Source organism: Thermodesulfobacterium hydrogeniphilum, from assembly GCF_000746255.1.
Lineage (GTDB): Bacteria > Desulfobacterota > Thermodesulfobacteria > Thermodesulfobacteriales > Thermodesulfobacteriaceae > Thermodesulfobacterium > Thermodesulfobacterium hydrogeniphilum.
This window is the reverse complement of the sequence record NZ_JQKW01000010.1, coordinates 36,832-60,115: the sequence shown is the minus strand read 5'-3', so window position 1 is coordinate 60,115 and position 23,284 is coordinate 36,832. Positions and strand designations below refer to the sequence as shown.

Below are 23,284 nucleotides of genomic sequence, written 5' to 3'. Positions count from 1 at the left end.
TGAAAATTTTTAAATATATGATATAAAAGTTCTTTTTAAATACTGTTTTTAACAATAATCCTTTGAATAAAAGGAGGTGAATATGCATTTTTTGGGGGCTATCTTACCTCTGTTAATTGTTCTTATTGGTATGATATTTTTTCATAGATCAGGAACTTTTGTTTCTATAATAGGTTGGATTTTAGCAATGTTTATTGCTGTATATTATTTCCATACCCCTTGGAATGTAGTATTAGGAGCAAGTTTAATGGGTATTGTTAAAGCCTTAGGAATTACCTTAGCTGTTGCTTTTACTATGTTTCTTATCTTTCTTATGAAAGAAACTGGAGATTTAAAAAGGATTATTGATTATATAAAAGGTATTGTTAAAACCAAAGAAGAACAAACTCTTTTTATAGGAATGGGATTTGGTTCTTTGTCCACAGCTCTTGGAATGGTAACTCCTGCCATGTTTCCTCCTATCTTTAGAATTCTTGGATTTTCCTCTTTAGCAGCAATTGCTGTAAGTATTCTTTGTTATGATCCTTTAACATCTTTTGCTCTCTTTTCTATCCCTATTACACTTCCTTCTAAAATTGCCTGGACTGCTTTTGGTATAAGACCTCCTGGAATTGATAATCCTCAAAGTTTTATCTCAGATTTTACTTTTAAAATCACAGTTTTTTTACCTGTAATTTCTGTATGCTTTTCCTTTCTTATGCTTTACGCTGTAGGTGGTTTTTATGCTATTAGAAAAAATTTTTTACCTGCCCTTTTAGCTGGTTTAATTTTATCAGGCACAGCTCTTCTTTGTGCTACTTTTAAATTGGTTCCTGTGGAAATTATTGGAATTGTTTCTGGCTTTGCTACCATGATTTTTGTATATTTTTATTACAAATTAAAAAGCAATAATATTTATGAAAAAAGATCTGAAAAATTTGATATACATACCTTTAAATCCTGTTCTCCTTTTATTTTGCTTATTGTTACTTCCTTTATTGTAAACATGAAATCCATCAAAGTAAAACTTGCCCAAGTTTTAGGAAAAGCAGAAGTCATACATATCTTTGCAGATAAAAAAGCTGATCTTAATATTATGGCTAATGTATGGTTTTGGATTATGGTAGTTTGCATTATATCTATCTTTATTTTAAGACCAAATTCACAGCAATTAAAAAATACCTTTAAAATCTGGTTAAAAAGAACTCCGGGTCCTTTTCTGGCTTATTCTTTATTTTTTGCAGTAGCTTTTATTATGGCATGGTCTGCTATGGATGTGGTAAATGAAAAATTGGTTCCTTCTCCTTATTTTAAAGAATTTAATATGGATCGTATTATTGCTCTTGCTCTTTCTAATTTATTAGGTTCTGCTTATCCTTTGGCTGCTCCTTTCCTTGGTTTAATAGGAGCATTTGTAGGAGGTAGTGAGACAGCTTCCAATGTTCTTTTTGCAAAAATTCAATGGGATGCTACAATTTCTACAGTTGGAGCAGGTGCTTTTATGTGGATTTATGCAGCTCATGCTGTGGGAGGTGGTATAGCTTCTGCTATTACTCCTGCTAAAATTACTAATGCTGCTGCTACTATAGGGGTAAAAGGAAAAGAGGAAGGACAATTTATCAAAACTGTCCTTATCCCCATTATATTAATGACTTTAATTACTGGTATAATGAATCTTATTTTTATTAAATTTTAACAAAGTGAGGTTATTAATGAAAACATGTAAAATAGTAGTTACAGGTGGTGCTGGATTTATAGGATCTAATGTTGTTGAAGCTCTAAATCAAAGAGGAGAAGATAAAATAATTATTGTAGATCATTTAAAAGAGGGTATTAAATGGAAAAATCTCATAGGTTTAAAATTTTTGGATTATCTGGATAAAGACGATTTTTTAAATCTTATAGAAAAAGGACATTTCAAAGAAATTTCTGCTATCATTCATCTTGGAGCTTGCAGTGATACCACAGTAAAAGATTTACATTATCTTTATCTCAACAATTATAAATACTCTCAAAAATTGACTCTTTTTGCTTTAGAAAATGATATAACCTTTATTTATGCCTCCTCAGCCGCTACTTATGGAAATGGGTCTCTTGGTTTTTCTGATGACGAAAGCTTTATACCTAAGCTTAAACCTCTTAATCCTTACGGTTTTTCAAAACAGCTTTTTGATCTCTGGCTTTATTATAATGGTCTTTTAAATAAAGTAGTAGGTTTGAAATATTTTAATGTCTTTGGAGAAAAAGAATTTCACAAAGGTGAGATGAGAAGTGTGGTTTTAAAAGCTTATGAACAAATTAAAAAAGAAGGTAAAGTGAGATTATTTAAGTCCTATCATCCTGATTATAAAGATGGAGAACAGCTAAGAGATTTTATTTATGTAAAAGATGCAGTAGAAGTTACCCTTTTTTTCTTGGAAAATCCACAAATTAAAGGCATTTTTAATGTAGGAACAGGCAAAGCAAGATCTTTTAAAGATTTGGTTTTAGCAGTATTTTCAGCTTTAAGTCTTTCTCCTAATATAGAATATATTGATATGCCTGAATATTTAAGAAAACAATATCAATATTTCACGCAAGCTGATATTACTAAATTAAGAAAAGTGGGTTATAATAAATCTATGTATGAATTGGAAGAAGCTGTTAAAAATTATGTAAACTGGTTAGAAAATCAAGATATTTTCTAATTTCTATGGAAAACGACTCTTTTTTTGATATTTTAAAATTTCTTTTCAAAAGAAAAACCTCAGAACTTGCAGAAGTAGAAGAAGAAATAAAAGAATTACTTGAAGATTATAAAGAAGAAAAAGTTGTTACTGATTTTGAAGAAAAACTTATTCTCAATTTTCTGAATTTAAAGAATTTAGAGGTTAGAGAGTTTGTTATACCAAGAAATGAATTAATAGGTCTTGATCTTTCTTTTGACTGGGAAGAGGTACAAATGCTTATTTCTCAATCTCCTCATTATTTTTATCCTGTTTATAAAAATATTTTAGATAATCTTGTAGGTTTTATATCTTTAAAAGATCTGGCAAGAGGTATGGGAATAAGTATTTTTAATTGGACTGAATGGGTTAAAGAACCTTTAATTATACCAGAAAATATATCTGTAATTTCAGCCTTTGAAAAAATGGTAGACCGCAAAACAGAAGTAGCTTTTGTAGTAGATGAACATTCAGAATTAACAGGTATGCTTTGTTTAAAAGATATTTTGAAAGAGATTCTAAAAAAAGAAGTCACCTGCCCCCATCCAGATGCAGAGGGATGGATTGTTTTGCCAGGAACTTTTAAAATAAGAGAACTGGAAAGATGTTTAAATATAGAACTTCCCAAGGGAGAATATGAAACTGTTTCAGGACTTATTATAGAACACACTAAAAAAATCCCTAAGGTTGGAGAAAAAATAAAAATTCCTCCTTTAGAAATAGAAATCCTGAAATCTAATCAAAGAAAAATAGATCTTATAAGATTAAAAATTGTAGAAAATAAAGAGAAATAAATTCCCTTATGTCAAAAAAATTTTTTAATTGGTATAACATCTCTTTTACTATTCTGTCTGCTTTACTTTTAACCCTTGCTTTTCCAAAATGGAACCTTTATTTACTAAGCTTATGTGCCTTGGTCCCTTTATTTCTGGTGTTTAGTTATACTAAAAATCCCAAAGAAGTTATATTTTTAAGTTTTTTATTTGGAATCGGACATTTTTCTACCCTTCTTTATTGGATAGTTTATACTCTTGTTAAATACGGCCATATATTTTTTATAGCTTCTTTTTTTCTTTTATTACTTTTGTCTTCTTATCTGGCTTTATATTTTATTTTGCTTTTTTATACAACTTTTAAAATCAAAATCTTTGAAAAACCCAACTTTATAAAAGGTTTATTCTTGGCATTATCTTTTTCAGGAACTGAATACCTAAGAAGTAAACTTTTAACAGGTTTTCCTTGGGGGCAGTTGGGATATCTTTTGAGCAATTTCTCTCTTTTACTTCAATCAGCAGATATCTGGGGTGTCTGGGGTTTGACTCTAATAGTTGTTTTTATAAATTATTATTTTTATTTTCTTATAAACATTTTTTTTATTGAAAAAAATTTAAAAAAATTTTTCAGTTTTAACAATTTTCTTTTTATCTTTTTTATAAGTCTGTTTTCTATTTATGGAATAATTTCCAAAAATAATTGGGAAAATAAAATTTTACATAAGAAACAATGTTTGAAAGTAGCTTTATTACAGGGAAATGTCCCTCAGGAGATAAAAGAAGCTAAGGAAATTGCCTATTCTTTAAAAATTTATCGTAAATTAAGCTTTTCTGCTATAAAAGAAAAACCTGATCTTATTCTTCTTCCTGAAACAGCTTTTCCTTTTTATTTTCCCTATGAAAAGGAACCTACTTTTTATTTACTTTCATATTTAGATAATCTAAAAAAAGAAAGTCAAAAATTGGGAAAGATTCCAAAAATAATCTTTGGAACTTTTAGATTAAGTTATACTCAAGGCAAACCCAAGGTCTATAATAGTCTTATAGTGTGGGATGGTGAAAATTTTGTAGATCTTTATGATAAAGAGCATCTTGTTCCTTTTGGAGAATATATTCCCTTAGGAAATTATTTTTCATTTTTAAAACATATTTCTGTAGTTTCTGATATAATAAAGCCAGGCTTTTCCAAAAATCTTACTGTGCCTTTAAGTTCTGGTTTTATAAAAATTACCCCTCTTATTTGTTTTGAAAGTGCTTTTTCTAAAATTTTACAAAAAAGAGCTAAGGAAAATACTCAGTTAATTTATATTGCCACAAATGATGCTTGGTTTGATAAAACCTCTGCTCCTTATCAACATTTTCAGATGGCTGTAATAAGAGCTGTGGAAGCAAGAAGATATACCCTTCAGGTGGCAAATACAGGGATAACAGGAATAATTGATCCCACAGGAAAAGTCTTAAAACAAACTCAACTTGAAAAAGAAGCTATTCTTTTTGGAGAAGTAAAACCTTTTTATAAAAAGACTCTTTTTGTAAATTATGGAAATATTTTAGGAATCTTAGGGAGTCTGATTTTAGTAGGAAGTTTCTTAATTGTCTTATTCCGTATTTAAATTTTGCCAAGCTTTTAAATTTTTGGGCTTAAATCCTAAAAATTGAAAAATTCTTTTAACAAATTGACTTATTAACTCTTCTAAGTTTTTAGGTTTGTGATAAAAAGAAGGCATAGCAGGGAAAATTACTGCTCCTGCCTGAGTACAAATTTCCATATTTTTAATATGAATAAAATTTAAAGGAGTTTCCCTTATAACTAAAATTAAAGGTTTTCTTTCCTTAAGCATTACGTCTCCTGCTCTTTGTAAAAGATTTCTGGCACTTCCTTGTGATATAGCAGATAGTGTTCCCATTGTGCAGGGAATGATAACCATACCAAAATAAGAATTAGAACCGCTGGCAGGAGGAGCTGAAATTTCATCTTCTTGATAAATCCTATCAGCAAATTTAAAAATTTCCTCTACAGGTTTTTCCAGCTCATATTCCCAGACTTTTTTCCCTGCTTTAGTAATAATAACCTCTACAGAAAAATTTAAATTTTTTAATTCTTTTAAAAAATAATAAGCATAAATAGCTCCACTTGCTCCTGTTATTCCCACTAAAATTTTTTCTTCCATTTTTTAGCGCTCTTTTTAGCAATTCTATCTGCTTTTTCATTGTAAAAATTTCCACTATGTGCAGAAACTTTTATAAATTTAACCTGATGAAAATTGGTTAGTTTTTCTAAAGTCTCCCAAAGTTCTTTATTTTTAACAGGTTTTCCCTGTGATGTTTTAAAACCTCTTTTTTTCCATGAAACTAACCACTGGGTAATTCCTTTTAAAACATATTCTGAATCAGTATAGATTTTAATTTTACGAGGTTCTTTAAAATAGCTTAAAGCTGAAATAACAGCTTTGAGCTCCATCTGATTGTTTGTAGTAAAGGGTTCTCCATCTGTCAAAATTATCTCTTCATTATTTTTTTTAATAATACAAGCCCATCCCCCAGGTCCTGGATTACCCAGACAGCAGCCATCTACATAGATTTCTATAAAGTTTTCTTTTCCCATTTATAATAAATAAGCTCTATTACTAAGAGTAAACCCTTTTAGAGATCCTTTAAAATTTTTATTGAGAAGTTTACCTTGAATTAAAACCCAGTGAGAGCTTCCAAAACCTTGAGGAAAAATAAGAAATTTCAAGGCTTCTATATCTCTCCAGTTAACATCTGAAATCTCATAAAGAACCTTCTCAATACCAAGAGATACCAGAAAGGATCCTTGCTGAGTAAATCCTGTTGTGAAAAAACCATATTTATCTCCCAGCTCTTTAAGAAGAGTAAAATCAACATGGGAAGTTATATCTGTCTCCCCAGGTTTAAAATAAGGATTATCTATAACTCTATTCCTGTAATAACAATACAAAGTTCCTCTGTATCTTTCAGGAGAATAATAATCTGCTCTGGGGTATCCATAATCTATGGTAACAATAAATCCCTCTTTAAGTTTTTGGAACAAAATTTTATAAAAATTTTTTATTTTTACACAAACCTCTGTCCTATAATCTTCTATCCAAAGATGAGAATATGGTTTTAATCTTTTTAAAATCTCTTCATCTTCCAAATCTTTAAAAATTTCTTTTATAGTTCCATCTTTTTTTATTTCAAGCCATACTTCTTTTATCTTAGAGGTATTTTTTTGTATAACTTTTACTGGAAATGAATCAAAAAGTTCATTAGAAATAAAAACCCCTTTAAATTCTGGCAATTCTTCTAAACTTTTTATCCATTTTATTTTATTTTTAAAAACCGCCAAAGTTTCTTCTTGAACAGCTTTAATAGAGGAAAAAGGCTCAACAATTATATAAAAAAAATCATAACCTTTTTTATTAAGATATTCTAACATATCAAAAGCAAGATAACCCTGACCTGCACCAGCTTCAACAATGGTAAAATCTTTTGGTTTTTCCAAAATTTCATATATTTCTATTATTTGATTAGCCATTGTTGCTCCAAAAACCCTGTGAACACATGGAGAAGTTAGGTAATCTCCCTTTTTACCAGGGAGATTACCTTTAGCATAATAACCATACTCAGGATGAAAAAGGCAAATTTCCATATAATTTTCAAAGGATAAAGGCGATTTTTCTGCTAAATAATCTAAAAGCATTTTTAAATTTTATTTTTTATTTGCTTTAATTATTTCCAAAGCTCTTTCCTTTTGGTGAGGAAATAAATCTGGAGGAACAAATTCTTTACCTAAGGTGGAAGCTACTATATATCTCGCACATTCTTTATAATTTTTACCCTCTCCAAGACAGTATTCACTCTTAAGAAGCTCTGCTGTAGCTGGCATGTTTTCTAAACGATCACCAAAAAATGGACACCTTTCTAAATTTGGACATTTTTCACCATTTATATCTTTATCCATTTTAAAAAATTCTATCGATTTGTTTAGTTTTATACTAAGGTTAGACATGTTTTCAACTGTTTTAATAACTTCTTCAACTCCTTGAGTCATTTCACGAGAAGCTTGAGCCACACTGTTAATATCCTGAGATACCTGATCTGCAACTGTGGACATCTCCTCTGTTGCACTTGCTATACTCTGTATCCTCTCCTGAAGTGATTCTGATTGTTTGGTTATTTCTTTTAAAATTTCAGAGGTTTCCTCAGACAACTTCACTCCTGAAGCAACTTTCTTATTAATATCATCCACAGCTCCTTTAACATCACCCACAACTACCTGTATCTCCTTAATCATCTGTCCGATTTCATCTGTGGACTTGTTTGTTCTCTCAGCAAGTTTTCTAATCTCACCTGCTACCACTGCAAAGCTCTTTCCATGCTCCCCTGCCCTTGCTGCTTCAATAGTGGCATTTAAAGCAAGTAAATTAGTTTGCTCTGCTACATCTTTGATAAAAGTCAACACATTTTCTATTGCTTTTGAACGCTCTTCCAGATTTCCCATAATACTCTGGAGCTTTTCGGCAGCCTGTTCTATGGTTTTTATTTCTTCAGCAGTCTTAAGAGTCATTTCTTCACCTTTTTTAGATACCTCAGCAGTGTTTTTACTGTTTTCCAAAATGTTATTTGTGTTTTTAGCGATATCAACTATAGTTATACTCATTTCTTCTGCAGAGGAAGCAATTTGTGTAGCTTTTTCTGCCTGCATATTTAAATTATTACTGAACTCATTTGTAATTCCACTTAGTTTTCCTGAAAAATTGACTATATCTCTTGACACATTTCTAACATCGCTTATCACATGTTTTAATTTCTCAATGGTTCCTTTTATAGCTATAGCTATTAGTCCAATTTCATCTTTACTATCTATATCTATTTCTGCATTTAAATCACCTTCTTTTATTCTCTCAAGTATATTTTCAAGTTTCTGTACAGGTCTTTTAATTGAAAGAACCACTGTATAAATAACTAATATAGAAATACTAATAAATAAAGCTCCACAAATTAATAAAATTATAATCTGTTTTTTTAGGTCATTTTCAATTTTAATAATTTTATTATAAAAGAACCTATAATAAGGGGTTTCTAATTTCTCATCTATTAAACGGTGTATTGCTTCCATCTTTGGAAGTATTTCTTTTTGGTAAATAGCTAAAGCTTTTTTATTATTCCCTCCCATAGAAAATTCTATAGCTTTATTGTAAAACTTTTCCAAATTTATCATGTTATTTATAAGTTTATTAATTGCTTTTTCCTCTTCAGGAGAAAATTTATGAGAAATTTTCAAAATTTTTAAAGCTTTTTTAAATTTTTCTTTTGCCTCTAAAATTCTATTATAGTATTCTCTTTTTTTATTTATATTTTCAGTAAGAAATATTTTCAACATATTATCTCTAATTTCTGCTATTCCCTCATCTTTTATTTCAATCAAACATCTTTCTTTTTTCATAGTTTCTTTTATATCATTTGCATCTATTTTTGTTTTATAACAACAAAATAAAGTCCAAGCACTTACGATTCCTACTATTACAATTAAAATTAAAAAACCAAAAATTAATTTTTTAACAATACTCCAATTTTTAAACATACTTTCTTCCTCCTATTATTAAAATTATTTTAATTAAATTTTTATTTTCTTGTTAAACCAAATTCTACCAAAAGTTCTTTCCCATTTATTTCAAAAAGAAAAGCCATTCTTGGAATTTTGCTTGGTATTTCTATTTTATGATCGTTTCCTGTAACAATAGAAGGGGTGGAGCCTTCTAAAATAAGTCCAGCTTTTTCCAGTTCTCTTCTAAAAACACCTGAAATCTGATTGGTCATCTCTCCACTTGCATCAATAACCTCTTTGTTGATCTCTTTAACTTCTTCACCAAGTATATTTTTCATAAAATCGAAAATTATCTCTTTATCATAACTTACTATAAGAACGCCTTCAAGTTTATCAGAAGCAAGGCCTACTATAACCGAAATATCCTTAAGACCACTATCATCTTTTTTAACCTTAGTTTCCTTCAAATTCGGTTTGTCCATTAAATACATACCAACAACTTCTTCAATGGCTTTTTTGATAGAATCTGTTACTTTTTGTGCATTCATTAAATTCCTCCTCTTAACAAATTTTAACCCTCTATCACCTTTTCAACATCAAGCATTAAAACAAGCTTATCAGGAAGTTGATATACATTTTTTATGTATTCCTTAGCAAGCCCTTCCAACCTTTCAGGAGTTCTTTCAAGTTTATTTACTGGTATTTCCAAAATATCACCTATTCTCTCTACAACAAAAGAAACTGGCACCTCCTCTTCATTTTTGATGATCAAATTGATTTTAGGAGTTATATCAGTATAAAGTTTTATCTTTTTTGCAAGATTCATAACAGTAACAATCTGCCCTCTTAAATTCATTATTCCCAAAATGTAATCCTCTGCTAAAGGAACTGGAGTAATTTCTAAATCCTTGTTAATTTCCATTATTTTATCAGCTGAAATTCCAAACAAAAAATCTCCCATATAAAAGGTAACAAAAGTTTGAGTTTTTTGAATACCAAGTCTTGAGATTTCTTTTTCTTCAAGTTTCAGGTCTTCTTTTTTTGCTAAAGTCATTACACAGCCTCCTCCTTAAATCTATTTAGACAAAAGATTTTTAATAGTTTCCAATACTCTATCTCTTTGCAATTTAACCTCATATCCATCTGCTCCCAGTTCAAAGACCTTTTTCTTGATATCTTCTCCTGCTAAAGCTGTAACTACAATAATTGGTATCTTATTTAAATTAGGATCACTTTTTAAAACTTTTATAAGTTCAAAACCATCCATTTCTGGCATTTCTATATCTGTAATGATAATATCAAAATTGGGATCTGTAGTTAGCTTATTTAACGCCTCTTTACCATTTTCAGCATCCTCAACCTGATAACCTGCAGTTTCCAAATAATTTTTCATCATATTTCTAAAAAACGGAGAATCCTCAACTAACAAAATCTTTCTGGGCTGCACATCTTCTTCCTTTACAATAAACCACTCAGGATCATACATTTCTATTATTTTATAAACATCAATAAATAAAACAGTCTTTCCATCTATTATTCTATGTCCCAAAATTCCAGGATGTTTATAAAGCCCTTCTTCAACCTCCAAAGTAGTTTCAAAAGTGTCAACAATATTTGAACATAAAATTCCACATGTTTTATCCCTTTCTGTAAAAAATAAAACATTATATTCTTCTTGAGATGGAAGCCCCTGTAAAGGAAGATAGTTTTCCAGCCTTATAATTGGAATAACTTCTTCATTGTATATAATTACCTCTTTTCCACCGACAAATTGAAGGTCTTCGGCTTTTATTTTATCAAGTCTTGATATAAGAGCGATGGGAAGAGCAAGCCTTTCTTCTCCTATTTCAAATATTAAAATAAAATAGGTCTCTTCTCCTGAAATTTTTCTTTTAACAGCTTGTATATCCTGAGTTTTTTCCACTTCTTCTATACTTAAACCTATATACTTAGATAAACCCACTACATCAAGAATTAATGCCAATTTACCATCTCCCATTATAGTGGCACCAGAATAGATAGGTATGTTTTTAAACCACTTACCAAGAGGTTTAACCACTATTTCTTCAGAGTTGAATATTTTACTTACCAATAGTCCAACTAATCTTTCACCTGTAGTTAAAATCACCAAATTTTTTTGATTTTGATCTTTTCCATTATGTTTTAAAATTTGAGATAACCTTAGCACGGGGATAATCTCTCCTCTGAGTCTGTAAAATTCTGTATCTCCAACCTTAAGAAGATCTTTTTCAGGATCAATATTTACCAGCTCTTTTAAATTCACCTGAGGTATAGCATATCTGTAATCTTGTGATGTTACAATAAGTGCAGGAATGATAGCAAGAGTTAAAGGTATTTTAATTCTAACAGTGGTTCCTTTTTCATACACAGTATCTATTTCTATAGATCCACCCAATTTTTCTATATTGGTTTTTACAACATCCATACCCACACCGCGACCAGAGACCTGAGTAACCTTTTCCGCTGTTGAAAATCCAGGTTTAAATATAAGAGACAAAAGTTCTTTTTCAGAGGCTTTTTCTGCCTCTTCAGCTGTCATAAATCCTTTTTCTATGGCTTTTTTTCTTATCTTTTCTATATCTATTCCTTTTCCATCATCCTCAATTTCAATAACCACCTGTCCACCTTCTTGATAAGCTCTTAAAATTAAATTACCCTCAGGAGGTTTACCCACCTGAACTCTTACATCAGGAGGTTCTATACCGTGATCTATAGCATTTCTAACAAGATGTGTAAGAGGATCTTTAATTGCTTCTATAATAGATCTATCAAGCTCTGTCTCTGTTCCTTCCAGCTGTAAATTCACTTTTTTACCAAGAGCTTTAGAAAGGTCCCTTACAATTCTCGGAAATTTATTAAATACTGTTCCTATGGGTTGCATTCTGGTTTTCATTATGGCTTCCTGCATCTCAGTTGTGATCATGGATAAAGCCTGAACACTTCTGGTTAAATCCTCATCCATGATTTTTTGAGCGAGTTGAACCACCCTGTTTCTTGCAAGAACAAGCTCTCCTGCTAAATTCATAAGCTGATCTAAAAGTTTAACATCCACTTTAATGTGAGTTTCTGTTAATTCTATGTGAGGTGTTGCTATAGCTTCCTTTTTTTCTTTTTTAGGTGCATCCTTTACTGCAGGTTTCACTTCTTTTGAAGAGACCTGTTTTTCTTCCTTGACTTCTTTTTTCTCTTTTTCTTCAGGTTTTACCTCCTCTTTTTTCTCTTCCTTAGCTTCTTCCTTAGCCTCCTCAACCTTTTCTTTCTTAGCCTCTTCCTTAGGCTCTTCTTTACCTTTGCCTCCTATCTGTTTTTTCAATTTTTCATTGAAATTTGATATTTCTACTAAAAACTCTAACAAATTATCATCTATGGGTTCTGTTTTGTTTTGTTCTATATGGTTTATAATATATTTTATCCAATCTACTGCTTTTAATAATATATCTATTATCTCTTCTGTGGGCTCTAAAAGCCCGTCTCTCAATTTTGATAAAATATCTTCTGAAAAATGAGCTATGCTTTCCAGACTTTTAAAACCGAAAAATCCTGCAGCCCCTTTCAAAGAGTGCATACTTCGAAATATAGACCTTATGACTTCTAAATTTGATTTATCTTTTTCTAATTCTATAAAACCTTCTTCTAAGTTTTCTATAGTTTCTTTTGCTTCTACCAAAAAATCCTGTAAAATATCCTCATCAAATTCCATGCTTAAACCTCCTGCAATTTTAGCTTATATCTTTATATTTTATAAAATCATTTTAAAAAGTTGTCAAGAAAAAAATTTTTCTTGATAAAGTTCTGCTTTGTTATTTTTAATTTTTAAATAAGCTCTTTTGCCTATGATTACAGGATAATTTTTTAAATTATGGCCTATAGGAAATTCATAACCAATAGGCATGTGCTGAGGCAAAAATTCTTTAATATTTCCCAAAAAATTTAGAGGATCTTCTCCCCCTAAATCCCCTATTATCAAAGCCTTTATCTTCTCCTTTCCCAAAGTAAAAATTACCTGAATCAAAGCCCTTTCTAAACGATAAAGTTTTTCGTTTATATCTTCTATAAACAGAATTATACCATCAACATAAGGGAAATAAGGTGTTCCGCATAAACTTGCTATAGTAATAAGATTTCCCCCTAATAAAACACCCTCAATTTCTCCTTCCTGATAACCTTTACCCTCTAAATAGATATTCTTATCCCTAAATAAAATTTCAAAAAGTTTTTTTGTTGTATTTTTATCTAAATTGGGTAAATCAGCTATCATAGGAGCATGGATACCTGGTTTGTTAAATTTTTTATAAAAATAAAGATGCAAAGCCGTAATATCACTAAATCCTATTAAATAAGGATGAAATTTCAAATTTTTTACATCACTTAATAATTCATCTAAATATGGTAATAATTTTATTGAACCAAAACCTCCTCGTGCTGTCCAAATATAAAAAAAGTCTTTATTAGTAATCAATTCATATAATAGAAACGCTTTAAACCCTGGGGATGTTTTTGAAAAATCTACATAGCTTTTAAAAGGAATAGAGTATTGTCTTAAAATCTCTAACCCTTTTTCATATTTTTCCTTAGACGGAAAGTTAGCAGGAGAAACTATAGCTACGGTTTTTTTTGTTTCCATAAATAGTAAAGACCCTCTAAGGTTAAATAGGGATCTATTTTTTCTATTTTTTTAGACAGAGGCACTATAAATTTAGCCATGCCTCCTGTAGCTATAACCTTGGGACTACTTCCCATTTCTTTAGAAAGTTTATCTATTAAATAATCTGTAAGACCTGTAAATCCATAAAGAAGTCCTGTTTTTAAAGCAGATATGGTATCTTTCCCTATAGTTTGCAATGGAATTTCACTTAGATCTATCTTGGGTAATTTGGCTGTTTTTTTAAATAAAGCTTCTGCAGAAATGAAAAGCCCTGGAGCAATAGCACCTCCTAAATAAACTCCTTTTTCAGAAATGCAATCAAAGGTAATAGCTGTTCCAAAATCCACTATAATTAATGAAGTTTTATATTTCTCCCAACCTGCCAAAGCATTTATTAATCTATCCGCTCCTACTTCAGAAGGATATAATAAATCCATTGGAATATCTACTGTGGTATGGTCTGCTACTAAAACCTCTCTTGCTAACCATTTTTTTCCCATCTCCACCCAATAATTGAGCGCAGAAGGAACTACACAGGCAATAGATAATCCTTTTATATCTTTTAATTTTATTTTATAAAGCTCTAAGAAATTTTTCAATTTAATCAAAATCTCTTCAGAAGAAACAGGAATTTCTGTTTTAAAAGTGAACAAAGCAGTAATATTTCCTTTTTCCTCAAAAACTCCACAAACTGTAGATGTATTGCCTATATCTACAGCAAGAAGCATCTAATCCCCCTTTATCTCTTTATTCTTCAAAAGCCAGCAAACCCAGTTATTCATCTCTTTTCTTAAAATAATTTCTGCAGAACGTGGTTTTAAAGCCTCTTTAAGCTCTCTTTCCATAGCTACAGAAAATCCAGAAAGCAAATAATAAGGTGAAGTCCAAAAAGAAGGGAGTCCAAAAAGGTCTAACAAAAGCCCTTTATACAGGTTTCCCAATACAAGATCTGCTTTTAAAGGTAAAAGCTTTTTAATATTTCCTTCTATTACTTCTGCTTTATTTAAAAGGCCATTTAAAGCTAAATTATGTTTTGTTACTTTTATACATAAAGGATTTATGTCTATGGAGACCAAATTAGACCCGAGTTTAGCCCAAAAAAGAGTTAAAATACCACTTCCACAACCTATATCCAAAACACGGTCAGGTTTACAAAAATTTTTATAAAATTCCCAGCTTAATTCAAGCATCATAACAGTAGTAGGATGCCCTCCTTCTCCAAAAACCACACTGGGATCAAAAACCAGATCCCATTTACCTTCGCACCAAATAGGAGCAATCTTTAAGTTTCCTATTTCTAAAGGTTTAGGGAAACGATTTTCATTCCATTTATCATAAGGAACTTTATCTTTAAGTTCAAGCTCTAAATTGTATTTTTTAGATAATTCTTGTATCAAATCATCCTTTGGTTTATGAAAAAATAAAACCCCTACTCCATCTTCCTCCCAAACACCAATGAAATCCTCATCCTCTAAATTTTTAAGCTCTGGATGACTGTTTTTGAATATATAAATATAAAGATCTGTATAATTTTTGTATTTTCCTTTTAACATTCTATTATCAAAAATTCAAATACAAGCTACCTAAATTTTAGGACAATTTATAAAGATGTCAATAAAAATTGAATTCCTAAAAATTTATAAACCAGATTTGCTATACTTTCAGAATAAAAAACAGAAGAAATTAAAAAGTTTATTAAAATCCAAAATATAATTATCCACCTTATTTTGAAAGACTGCTTTCTTATCTGATTTGTATCAAAATTTAAATGACTATGTTTAAGAAATTCAATTCTTTCATAAATACCATAGTGATGCCAGCTCTTTTTATACAATTGCCCTGTAATTTCTCCTATTTTAAACAACGCTGAAACTAAAGGACGAGGATCTTTTATCAAAATTAAAGATTGTAAATCCGCTTCTCTTTCAAACTGTCTTAGAAAAAATGAAAAGATATATCTTATATAGATATAAGCAAAAAGAGTAAAAAATATACCTATCTCAATTTCAAGATAAATTCTGTGTTGTTTGTTTAACATCTCTATAAAATTGGGATATATTTGATGAATGATTGATAGAATAAATAACAAAATTGTCATAAGAAATAAGGGTAAATTAATTATAAGTAATAAAAGCCAAAAGGCATGTTTCTTTTTAATGTGCCCTATTTCATGAGCTACTACTCCAAGAATCTCTTCAGGAGTAAGAATATCTAATAGATGTTGCGAAAAAAATAAATATTTTAAACCTCCGGGAAATCCTACTACTCCTGCTGTATAAACACGTTTACCTATGTCTCCAAGAACATAAATATCTCTCACTTTTACTTTATTCTTTTTCAAAAATAAAAGAATTAAATCTCTTAAAAATCCATCCTTTAAAGGATACACCGGCCAGAGTTTGATCATAAAAACAGGAGCAAAAAACAAAATAAAAAACAATAACAACCAGTCAAAACTTTTTACCGCTATTCCCAGTAAATCTAAAATGTTTTCAATAGCTATTAAAACTAAAATGGGAGAAACCAGACCCGATAATAGTTTTAAATAATTAAAAGTAAATCTGAACAAAAAAATTTTCATAGCTAAGAAATAGTGTAAAAACCATAGAAAAGCTATTAAAGAAGAAAAATAATACTGATCTATTATAGATTTTAAGTTGAAAAATGTTAAATCAAAAAAGTATAAAACAAAAACTATAAATATCAAAAATTTTTCTAAAATAGATCCTGTGGAAACATAATCTGATGGTATCTTTTTTCTCAATAACAAAATAAATGAAAAGAAAAAAAATTCTTTAATCAAAAAAATTATTATTAATACTGAAAAAGAAAAGGGAGAAGAGAAAGAAGGCAAAAATTCATAAATCAAAAAAGAAAGCCATAAATAAATTAAATCTTCATATAACACTTATTTACTCTTAGAAGTATTTTCTTTCTTCTTGGTTTCTTTTTTTTCTTTTTCTTTTCTGGCATAATCTGTTACATACCAGCCTGTTCCTTTTAAAATAAATCCACTTTCACTTATTAATTTTATCAGTTCACCTCCGCATTCAGGACAGACTTTTAAAGGCTCTTCTGTTATTTTTTGCCAGACTTCCAGGTGCTTTCCACATTTTTTACATTTATATTCATAAATAGGCATCTTCCTCACCTCCTAAGAATAAATTTTATCAAAATAATTCAAAATTTCTTCCATACGAGGCAAAAATTTTAAATTTTTTAGAAGTTCTTTGGTAATCTTATGAACAGTTTTTTCCTCTTGCCATTTATTTTTAAAATAAAAACTACTTTCATATCTTATAAATCTTACCAGATGAACTAATTCGTGAGTTAAAATATAAAGCAAAAGTTCTTTTAGAAAAGGGTTATTTCTTTTAAAAATTCTATTTTTATTAAGACAGATCAGATAAAAATTTTTTCTTTTAGAAGGTAAATCGTGAAGAACCTCAGCTTTTAAAATAGTAGCAAATTTATTTTTTATAAACTTATTTTCTTTTAAAACATAAATATCATAACTTAAACGGGTTAACTCTTTGTGAGACAGTTTTAATTTATCAATTAAATTATCTTCTGAAAGACGAAAAATTTCTGCTAATTGAGACCTTAAAACAGGCGTGTTTTTTAAAAAATTATTTATTGTTGTCCCTTGGGATAAGAGCCTAACCACACCACCTGCAAACAATAATTCTGTATTTCTTCTATACAAGCTTTTATATTTTCATCTTTTATATGCCCCTCACAATCCAAAAAGAAAATGTATTTCCAGGGTTCATTTTTAGAAGGTCTGCTTTCTATTTTTGTAAGGTTTATTCCTTTTTCAGCAAAACATTTTAAAACTGCAAAAAGAGCACCTGGTCTATCAGCTACACTGAAAAGCAGAGATGTTTTATCATTACCTGTAGGTTTCATTTCCTGCTTACCAATAATCCAAAATCTGGTGCAATTTCCTTTTATATCTTCTATGTTTTTAGCAACTATTTGAAGATGATAAAGCTTTGCTGCCATAAGACTCGCAATTGCTCCTACTTTTTCATCCACTGCAGCCCATTTAGCAGCAAAAGCAGTAGAAGGCACTGTTTCAACAGGAACAGAAGGTAATTTTTTTCTTAACCACTTCCTACATTGAGCTATAGCCTGAGGATGAGAAAGAACCTTTTTAATATCTTCTAATTTCCCAGTCTGATTCATAAGATGATGAGAAATAGACTCATAGATCTCTCCACAAACTTTCAAACCATATTCATAAATAGCATCAAGTGTGGTAGCTACTACACCTTCTATAGAATTTTCAATAGGAACAACTCCAAAATTTACCCTTTCACTGCTTACTTCTTCAAAAATGTCTAAAATGGTTTCTACCGGAAGAAGCTCTGCTGAAGTCCCAAAATGATTTAAAGCTGCTATATGACTAAATGTTGCCTCAGGTCCTAAATAAGCTACTTTTATCTTCTGCTGAATTGTTCTGCAGGTCTTTATTATCTCTGAATAAATTACTTTTAAAGTATCCTCTGGAAAAACTCCTTTATTTAAAGTTAAAATTCTTTTTAAAACCTCTTTTTCTCTTTCTAAATCAAAACTTACTTTACCCCTTTTTTCTTTTATTTCTCCTATTTTTTTAGCAATTTCAATACGTTGTTTTAAAAGCTCAATAATCTGACTATCTATTTCATCTATTTTTTTTCTTAAATTTTTCAGGTCTTCTTTTTTCATTTAAATTTCCAGAATTACATTTTTATTATCTTTTATTTTTAAAGCATTTATTAATTTCCTAAAAATTTTTTTATTTTTGAGCTTTGAAATGCATTCAGAACAAAAATAAGCTCCTCTTCCTCCTCCTTTTTGCTCTTTATCCATTATTATCTTTCCTTCTTTAAAACAAAATCTAATAAGTTCCTTCTTGGGTAATTTTTTTCTACAAACAATACATGTCCTTTCAGGAATATGTCCTTTCTTAGGCACTTATTTCCTTTTTTGCTTTTTCAATTATTTGTTGAACTTCATCTAAACTAAGTTTAGTAAGTTCTGCAATTTTTTCAGGTGAGGTTTCTACCAAAGTTTTTAAATCTTTAATTCCTGCCTCATACAAATATCCTGCTATTTCATCAGATAGACCTGTAACTTTTAAAAGTTTTAAAAATTCTGGTTCCTGTCTTCTTAAATACTGAGTTTCACTTAAAATATCTATTCTCCATCCAACTAATTTAGAAGCAAGTCTTACATTTTCGCCCTTTCTTCCTATAGCTAAGGATAACTGATCATCAGGAACCACTACTTCCAGAGTTTTATTAGCTTCATCTACAATAACCCTGCTACATTCAGCAGGTGCTAAAGCATTATAGACAAATTTAGCAGGATCTGGATCCCATAAAACCACATCTATCTTTTCCCTAAATTCTCTACGATCTCCCCTTGTAGTAAGGTTTAATTCTTCTAAAATAACTGAAATTCTTGATCCTCTAACTCCTATACAGGCTCCTACAGGATCAATATTGGGATTATTAGAAGTCACAGCTATTTTAGTTCTTGATCCCGGTTCACGAGCTATAGCCTTGATTTGAACAATTCCCTCTTGGATTTCGGGAACCTCTTTTTCAAAAAGCTTTTTAACAAAAGCAGGGTGAGAACGAGAGACAACTATTTGAGGTTCTTGTTGTCTGTAAACTTCTATTACCAGAGCTTTTAATCTATGACCTCTTATATACTTCTCTCCAGGGACTTGTTCTTCTTCAGGTAAAAGAGCTTCTGCTCTACCTACAGCTAAAATAACACCTCTTTTATCAAATCTGTGAACATATCCGCTTACTATATCTCCGAGTTTATGCTTATATTCTTCATAAATCAGTTGTTTTTCTGCTAATCTTAATCTTTGAGAAAAAAGTTGTTTTACAATCTGAGCAGCTATACGTCCCAGATCCTGAAGTTCTATTTTCTCTCCAATGATATCTCCTATTTTTACATCAGGAGCCATTTTAGAAGCTTCGTCTATGGATATTTCAGTTTCTGGGTTTTCAACTTTATCAACCACCTCTTTCAAGCGATAAATTTCTATATTCCCATGTTCTTCATCAAACCTTACATCAATTTTGGCTTTATTCCCAAATTTCTTTTTAGCAGCAGTTTTTATTCCTTCCACCAAAGCTTCCACTACTATTTCCTTAGATAAACCCTTTTCTTTACTTAAAGTTTCTATAACTTTCTTTAGCTCACTCTGGTGCATAAATATTACTCCTTTCTAAAATTTAATCTCTGGCTGGAGATTAGCTTTTTTAATATTTTCTATAGGTAATTTAAAAACCTTCCCATCAATTTCTACCCAAACTTTATCATCTTTTATTCCTATTATAATACCTGTAAAATTTTTCCTACCTTCTAAAGGTTCTTTTAAAGTAATTTTTGCTTTTTCTCCTTTAAACCTTTCATAATCTTCTTTTTTAACCAAGGGCCTTTCTATTCCAGGAGAAGAAACCTCTAAATTATAAGAACGATGTATAATATTTTCTTTATCTAAAATTTTTCCAACAAGTTCGCTGATTTTAACACAATCTCCTATAGTAACACCACCTGGTTTATCAATAAAAATCCTTAACACCCAGCCAGCTCTTTCTCTTTTCCATTCCAAATCCACCAATTCTATGTTTTTCTTTAAAATTGGTAATTCTATAAGTTCTTTAATTTTTTCTTTTAAATCTCTTTCTTCCATAGTTTTTACAAAGTTTTAAAAATAAAATAAGAGCGGGCGACGGGATTCGAACCCGCGACCCCCAGCTTGGGAAGCTGGTGCTCTACCCCTGAGCTACGCCCGCTTTATTTCCAAATTTAATGATTATTATAATTTATTTCAAAAAAATTACAAGTAAAAAAGAAAAATTATTAAATTCTAAAGAATATCTGATAAAAATAGATAATTATAAATTATTAAAACTTTCTATTTCTTTTAAACAGCCACAATCTGAAATTAAGGGCTATGTATATAATTTTTTCAATTATTTTTAAAAATTTAAAAATGTAGTATATTATGTTTTAGATGAATACAGAATATGATGTCATTATTGTAGGAGCTGGTCCTGCAGGTATATTTTCAGCCTTTGAATTAATCCAACATAGCAATCTTAAAATCCTTATAATTGAAAAAGGTAAAGACATTACAGAAAGAAAATGTCCTGCTAAAAAGGAAGGTAAATGTTTGCATTGCAAACCCTGTAATATAATAAGTGGTTGGGGAGGTGCTGGTGCTTTTAGTGATGGTAAACTGAATATTTCTCCAGAAATAGGAGGCTTCCTTTGTGAGTATGTAGATAAAAATATATTAATAAATATAATTAATTATGTAGATAAAATCTACATAAAATACGGTGCTTCTAAAAAATTATATTCTCCTGATCAAGAAACTGTTAAAAAAATTAAAAAATCTGCCAGTAAATTTGGTCTTCTTTTTGTTCCATCTAAAATAAGGCATATAGGGACTGAAAGATGTAAAGAGGTTTTAAAAAATATAAAAGATGAGATATCCAAAAAAGTAGATATTATTTTTGAAAATTCTGTTTCAAAAATATTGACTTCAGGAAAAACAGTAAAAGGAGTACAGTTAAGAGATGGAACAAAAATTTTGGCATCTTTCGTAATATTAGCTCCTGGTAGAGCAGGAAGTGAGTGGCTTCAAAAAGAAGTTAAAAGGTTAAAATTGAGTACCCAAATAAATCCTGTAGATATAGGAGTAAGAGTTGAGGTCCCGGCTTCGGTTATGGAAGATCTAACTTCTATTTATTATGAACCCAAGATCATTTATTACTCTAAAACTTTTGATGATAAGGTAAGAACTTTTTGTATGAATCCTTATGGCGAAGTTGTTATGGAAAATATAAATGGAGTATGGACTGTAAATGGGCATAGTTATGCTAATAAAAAGACGGAAAATACTAACTTTGCTATTTTGTGTAGCACCTATTTTACAGAACCTTTTAAAGAGCCTATTATTTATGGCCAAAACATTGCTAAACTTGCTAATCTTCTTGGGGGAGGTATTTTGGTTCAGAGACTTGGGGATATTAAAAAAGGAAGAAGATCTACCAAGGCAAGAATTGATAAAAATCCTGTTAAACCAACATTAAAAAGTGCTACTCCAGGAGATCTTAGCTTTGTTTTACCCTATCGTTATTTAATAAATATTTTGGAAATGATAGAAGTTCTTGATAATTTAGCTTCTGGTTTAAATTCTCCATATACTTTATTATACGGAGTTGAAGTAAAATTTTATAGTTTAAGATTGAAATTGAGTTCTTGTTTGGAAACAGAAATTAAAAATCTTTTTGCTATAGGTGATGGAGCTGGTATTACCAGAGGACTTGTTCAAGCTTCTGCATCAGGTATTATTGTAGCAAGAGAAATTTTAAAAAGAAGAAATTTCCTTTAAAATTAGAAATTTTAAAATTTTATGTTATAATTTTTAAGAATTTTAAAATTTTTTTATTTTAAAAGGGGGTTTTTTTATGCAAGCTAAGATAGAAACTTCTCGTTTGGAAAAAATGTTGAAAAATATTGAAAATGTAGCAGATAAAAAAGCTTCTATGGCAGTTTTATCTATGGTTCTTGTAGAACCCAAATCCTCTGAAAGTTATATTTATTTAACAGCTACAGATTTGGAAATAGGTTATAAAGGGAAAATATTTGCAGAAGTAGAAGGAGATGAAACATCTTTTTGTGTCCCTGCGAGAAAATTTTATGAAATTATCAAAAATTTTCCTGAAGATGAAGTACTTTTAATTAAAGATGGAAATAAATTAATTATTAAGGACTCAGAAGAACGCATAGTTTACAATTTAAGTATTACTGATAGTGAAGAATTTCCAAGCCTTCCTGAATTTGTAGAAGAAAATGCTTTAGAAGTTCCTGGAAAAACTTTAGCAGAACTTATTTCAAATACTATTTTCTGTACCTCAAAAGAAGAAAGTCGCTTTGTTTTAGGAGGAATTTTTTTTGAACCTCTTAAAGAGGAAGGAAAATTAAGAGCTGTTGCTTCTGATGGACACAGGTTGGTTCTTCTTGATAGAGAAATTGTAGGGATTGAAAATGCTGATTTTAATGAAGGATTTATTGTGGGAAGAAAGGCAGCTAAACAGATAGAAGATATTGCTGAAGATGAATTAGCAGTAAAATTTGGTTATATCAATAACTATGTAGTAATCTGGACAACCAATTCGGTCTTTTTCGCAAGAACTATAGAAGGTACTTATCCTGATTACAGAAGTGTTATACCAAATGAATATGAAAATATTCTAAAAGTAGATAGAAAGCTTTTTATTGATGCTTTAAAAAGGGTCTCTTTAGTAATAAATGAAAAATTTAAACCTATTACTCTTGAATTGCAAACTGATGAAATTATCCTTACCTCTCAGGAAACAGAGATGGGAAAAGCCCAGGTAAAACTCAGTGCTTCTTATGAAGGTAAACCTCTTACTGTAAATTATAACGCTGATTATCTTTTGGATGCACTACAAGTCATGAAATCAGAAGAGATAGAAATGAAAATAGGCGAAGAAAGAGTTCCTGCTATTATCACTGGTTACAGGGATGAAGGATTTTTATATTTAGTAATGCCTATGGTTTTATAAAA

23 protein-coding genes and 1 tRNA gene are annotated in these 23,284 nt (G+C 30.0%); 6 read left to right on the top strand and 18 right to left on the bottom strand.

Annotated elements, in window-relative coordinates:
- Positions 1–82: 82 nt before the first annotated feature.
- From CC87_RS05950 to lnt, 4 genes are read left to right on the top strand one after another with little or no spacing between them, the layout of a single operon-like run.
- Entirely contained in the window at positions 83–1,675 is a 1,593-nt protein-coding gene (locus tag CC87_RS05950) for an L-lactate permease (RefSeq protein ID WP_038057191.1), read from the top strand.
- 16 nt (positions 1,676–1,691) lie between these two features.
- On the top strand, positions 1,692–2,666 hold the full coding sequence (gene rfaD / locus CC87_RS05945) for an ADP-glyceromanno-heptose 6-epimerase (protein ID WP_038057190.1): 975 nt from the start codon (positions 1,692–1,694) through the stop codon (positions 2,664–2,666).
- Positions 2,667–2,671: 5 nt separating this feature from the next.
- Positions 2,672–3,478 carry a transporter associated domain-containing protein gene (locus tag CC87_RS05940; protein ID WP_038057188.1) on the top strand — a complete coding sequence of 269 codons (807 nt, stop codon included), beginning with the start codon at positions 2,672–2,674 and terminating at the stop codon, positions 3,476–3,478.
- Between the two features lie 8 nt (positions 3,479–3,486).
- The gene (gene lnt, locus CC87_RS05935; RefSeq protein ID WP_038057187.1) at positions 3,487–5,070 is read left to right on the top strand and encodes an apolipoprotein N-acyltransferase; all 1,584 of its coding nucleotides are present in this window, start codon (positions 3,487–3,489) and stop codon (positions 5,068–5,070) included.
- On the opposite strand, the gene CC87_RS05930 is transcribed toward lnt, so the two are convergent.
- The 18 genes from CC87_RS05930 to CC87_RS05845 all read right to left on the bottom strand — a co-directional run bounded on the left by CC87_RS05930 (position 5,056) and on the right by CC87_RS05845 (position 20,477).
- On the bottom strand, positions 5,056–5,628 hold the full coding sequence (locus tag CC87_RS05930) for a UbiX family flavin prenyltransferase (RefSeq protein WP_038057185.1): 573 nt from the start codon (positions 5,626–5,628) through the stop codon (positions 5,056–5,058). The two genes, lnt and CC87_RS05930, sit on opposite strands and share 15 nt — an antisense overlap.
- Complete coding sequence (gene rnhA, locus CC87_RS05925; protein WP_038057184.1) at positions 5,610–6,062, bottom strand: ribonuclease HI; 453 nt, start codon at positions 6,060–6,062, stop codon at positions 5,610–5,612. The genes CC87_RS05930 and rnhA overlap by 19 nt, the downstream gene beginning before the upstream one ends.
- The gene (locus CC87_RS05920) at positions 6,063–7,160 is read right to left on the bottom strand and encodes a class I SAM-dependent methyltransferase (protein ID WP_038057183.1); all 1,098 of its coding nucleotides are present in this window, start codon (positions 7,158–7,160) and stop codon (positions 6,063–6,065) included.
- Positions 7,161–7,169: 9 nt separating this feature from the next.
- Entirely contained in the window at positions 7,170–9,044 is a 1,875-nt protein-coding gene (locus tag CC87_RS05915) for a methyl-accepting chemotaxis protein (protein WP_038057181.1), read from the bottom strand.
- A 41-nt stretch (positions 9,045–9,085) separates the two neighbouring features.
- Positions 9,086–9,556 (bottom strand): chemotaxis protein CheX, encoded by a 471-nt coding sequence (locus CC87_RS08690; protein WP_051920644.1) that lies wholly within the window; start codon positions 9,554–9,556, stop codon positions 9,086–9,088.
- Positions 9,557–9,579: 23 nt separating this feature from the next.
- Complete coding sequence (locus CC87_RS05905; RefSeq protein ID WP_084222220.1) at positions 9,580–10,062, bottom strand: chemotaxis protein CheW; 483 nt, start codon at positions 10,060–10,062, stop codon at positions 9,580–9,582.
- A 21-nt stretch (positions 10,063–10,083) separates the two neighbouring features.
- Entirely contained in the window at positions 10,084–12,729 is a 2,646-nt protein-coding gene (locus CC87_RS05900) for a hybrid sensor histidine kinase/response regulator (RefSeq protein WP_038057179.1), read from the bottom strand.
- 63 nt (positions 12,730–12,792) lie between these two features.
- Positions 12,793–13,653, bottom strand: coding sequence for a S66 peptidase family protein (locus tag CC87_RS05895; RefSeq protein ID WP_038057177.1), 861 nt, complete (start codon positions 13,651–13,653; stop codon positions 12,793–12,795).
- Positions 13,632–14,402: a type III pantothenate kinase gene (locus CC87_RS05890; RefSeq protein ID WP_038057175.1), complete on the bottom strand. Its 771-nt coding sequence runs from the start codon at positions 14,400–14,402 to the stop codon at positions 13,632–13,634. Before CC87_RS05890 ends, CC87_RS05895 begins: the two co-directional genes overlap by 22 nt.
- On the bottom strand, positions 14,403–15,227 hold the full coding sequence (locus CC87_RS05885; protein ID WP_038057173.1) for a 50S ribosomal protein L11 methyltransferase: 825 nt from the start codon (positions 15,225–15,227) through the stop codon (positions 14,403–14,405).
- Between the two features lie 47 nt (positions 15,228–15,274).
- On the bottom strand, positions 15,275–16,438 hold the full coding sequence (locus CC87_RS05880; protein WP_156955590.1) for a M48 family metallopeptidase: 1,164 nt from the start codon (positions 16,436–16,438) through the stop codon (positions 15,275–15,277).
- A gap of 144 nt (positions 16,439–16,582) precedes the next feature.
- Positions 16,583–16,816, bottom strand: coding sequence for an FmdB family zinc ribbon protein (locus tag CC87_RS05875; RefSeq protein WP_038057169.1), 234 nt, complete (start codon positions 16,814–16,816; stop codon positions 16,583–16,585).
- 12 nt (positions 16,817–16,828) lie between these two features.
- Entirely contained in the window at positions 16,829–17,341 is a 513-nt protein-coding gene (locus CC87_RS05870; protein ID WP_038057167.1) for a hypothetical protein, read from the bottom strand.
- The gene (pheA, locus tag CC87_RS05865) at positions 17,308–18,384 is read right to left on the bottom strand and encodes a prephenate dehydratase (RefSeq protein ID WP_038057164.1); all 1,077 of its coding nucleotides are present in this window, start codon (positions 18,382–18,384) and stop codon (positions 17,308–17,310) included. Before pheA ends, CC87_RS05870 begins: the two co-directional genes overlap by 34 nt.
- The gene (locus tag CC87_RS05860; protein WP_038057162.1) at positions 18,385–18,633 is read right to left on the bottom strand and encodes a YlxR family protein; all 249 of its coding nucleotides are present in this window, start codon (positions 18,631–18,633) and stop codon (positions 18,385–18,387) included.
- On the bottom strand, positions 18,626–19,891 hold the full coding sequence (nusA, locus tag CC87_RS05855) for a transcription termination factor NusA (protein WP_038057160.1): 1,266 nt from the start codon (positions 19,889–19,891) through the stop codon (positions 18,626–18,628). Before nusA ends, CC87_RS05860 begins: the two co-directional genes overlap by 8 nt.
- Before the next feature lie 15 nt (positions 19,892–19,906).
- Entirely contained in the window at positions 19,907–20,374 is a 468-nt protein-coding gene (locus tag CC87_RS05850) for a ribosome maturation factor RimP (protein WP_038057158.1), read from the bottom strand.
- 31 nt (positions 20,375–20,405) lie between these two features.
- Positions 20,406–20,477, bottom strand: a tRNA-Gly gene (locus CC87_RS05845).
- Between the two features lie 221 nt (positions 20,478–20,698).
- Between CC87_RS05845 and CC87_RS05835 the strand changes: the two genes are divergently transcribed.
- Together CC87_RS05835 and dnaN are read left to right on the top strand one after the other, a co-directional pair.
- The gene (locus CC87_RS05835; RefSeq protein ID WP_038057154.1) at positions 20,699–22,084 is read left to right on the top strand and encodes an NAD(P)/FAD-dependent oxidoreductase; all 1,386 of its coding nucleotides are present in this window, start codon (positions 20,699–20,701) and stop codon (positions 22,082–22,084) included.
- 76 nt (positions 22,085–22,160) lie between these two features.
- Complete coding sequence (gene dnaN / locus CC87_RS05830) at positions 22,161–23,282, top strand: DNA polymerase III subunit beta (RefSeq protein ID WP_038057152.1); 1,122 nt, start codon at positions 22,161–22,163, stop codon at positions 23,280–23,282.
- The last annotated feature ends 2 nt before the right edge of the window (positions 23,283–23,284 follow it).